This window comes from Synergistaceae bacterium, from assembly GCA_012728235.1.
Lineage (GTDB): Bacteria > Synergistota > Synergistia > Synergistales > Synergistaceae > JAAYFL01.
Genome location: JAAYFL010000112.1, coordinates 1 through 1,714 on the forward strand (window position 1 = coordinate 1; position 1,714 = coordinate 1,714).

The window sequence follows — 1,714 nt, forward strand, 5'->3', positions numbered from 1 at the left end:
GTCATAGCTGAGGGAGTGGAAGAAGAAGCTCAAGTGGAATACCTTGCCGCCTTTGACTGTGATGCCATTCAAGGCTATTTCTATAGTAAGCCTTTGGAATTTGAAGATGCCTTAGCAATAGTAGATAAGAAGTTTCCTGTTGACTTCACTAAGTCCGATTTGTAGAGCTTTCTAAAAACTAAAAGCACTTCTCACCAGTAGCTGTTCGTCAATGTTTCAAATGCACATTCTAACTATAAATACTTTTAAAAAGAATAAAAGATTATTAAGTAAAAACGAGCTGCTATATAAAAAAGAGATTTAGCAAAACGTCAACTTAAGCAGCTTTAAAAGCGAATTTGCTGCAAATTTAAAAACCTCGTGATTTACTTTAATTTCTTATTAGCATAAACCCAATGCCTCTCACCAATTAGTCGAGAGGCATGTTTTTTATTCTACTTCACATTAACCGAACAGATATGGTAGAGAAGTGGGGAAATGGGTTTTTCCCAAGAGCGGTAGTATGCAAGTAGCAAACTTGCTTTTCCGGCTTTCTGTGTATTGAACTCCCAAAGTTCATATCCGCTTTTCCCAAGCGCATTATGTTCATTTTCAGCTTTATTCTTTTCCTCTTCCATCGCTTTTTTTCTGAAATCAAGTATGTTTGCAGGGGTATTTGAAAGTGTCGTCCAAGAATAACCTGTCGAAGGGTTGGAAGGCAGTCTTAATATGAAGTTAGAATTTACTGCCAATGTTAAGAATTCTGCTGATAGAACGAGATTGCCCTTTTCAGGGAAACGTGTTCCTCCTATGCGAACTGTTTCTGAATCTTGTTTAGTTAAACGGACTGCAAAAAAAGTCCCCGGAGTTATCCCCGAAACAGAATACTTGCCTGTTGAATCAGATACTGACTGTCTCAACATCTTGCCATCCCAAACATTAACTTTAACATTTGAAATAGGAGAACCATTTTGATCAGAAACGATCCCTTCCAGTTTGCTTTGTGAAGCTTCGACAATTGTTATTAAACTTCCTATAAGAATCAGTAATAACATTAAAATTACAGCAACACGTTCAACTTTCAATAAAAGCACCCCCTATTTATTTTTGAAATATGGAAACAAGATAAAGTTTATTTATATTGTTATTATATTCTAATCGTTAGAAACAATACATTGTTTTTTGCAGATAAAATGTAAATTGGATATGGTGACTTGAATCCCTATTTGAACTTTAAAAAAGGAATTCTCATTTAATAAGAATACTCTTTTTAGTACGCAAATACAGGTAACACGCAAAATTTGATTTAAAAGTGCCTACTTATTCAAATAGGAATCTATTCGCAGTCTTACGTTCTCCACGAGGTTGCAATAAAAGAATGAGTAATCAAAGCAATGGTAAAAACCAGGTTTGACAGATTTTAATGACTTTATATTTGATGGCACAGGCATTGTTAGTCCGCCATCTAATGTCTTTGCGGCTGTATAATAGGGGATATACTGCATTTCATCATCGAAAAAAAAGACTGCACCCATATTTTTTTCTGCCGGAACAAAATGCGAAGTTAATGTGATTGTTAAGGGGGTTACTCCTATAGCTCCTTGACGGACAACACTTACAGAAGGGTCAAATCCCTGTGTATTGTAACTTATTATGCAGCCTCTCTGATCTGCTGTGGTACTCATTTGAAGATGAGGATGTTGTTCTATGTCTTATTTTGTAACAGACCACCAAA

3 protein-coding genes are annotated in these 1,714 nt (G+C 35.7%); 1 reads left to right on the forward strand and 2 read right to left on the reverse strand.

Annotated elements, in window-relative coordinates:
- Window positions 1-165 (forward strand): EAL domain-containing protein (locus GXZ13_06805; protein NLX75521.1); only part of this gene is annotated, 165 nt, incomplete at its 5' end.
- Window positions 166-434: 269 nt separating this feature from the next.
- On the opposite strand, the gene GXZ13_06810 is transcribed toward GXZ13_06805, so the two are convergent.
- Both GXZ13_06810 and GXZ13_06815 read right to left on the reverse strand, forming a co-directional pair.
- Window positions 435-1,064, reverse strand: coding sequence for a hypothetical protein (locus GXZ13_06810; GenBank protein ID NLX75522.1), 630 nt, complete (start codon window positions 1,062-1,064; stop codon window positions 435-437).
- Window positions 1,065-1,295: 231 nt separating this feature from the next.
- Window positions 1,296-1,664 carry a hypothetical protein gene (locus tag GXZ13_06815; protein NLX75523.1) on the reverse strand — a complete coding sequence of 123 codons (369 nt, stop codon included), beginning with the start codon at window positions 1,662-1,664 and terminating at the stop codon, window positions 1,296-1,298.
- Window positions 1,665-1,714 lie beyond the last annotated feature (50 nt).

Bases quoted from the DNA above. Each gene is read 5' to 3' on its own strand.
- GXZ13_06815 (NLX75523.1), bottom strand. From the start codon at position 1,664: ATGAGTACCACAGCAGATCAGAGAGGCTGCATAATAAGTTACAATACA.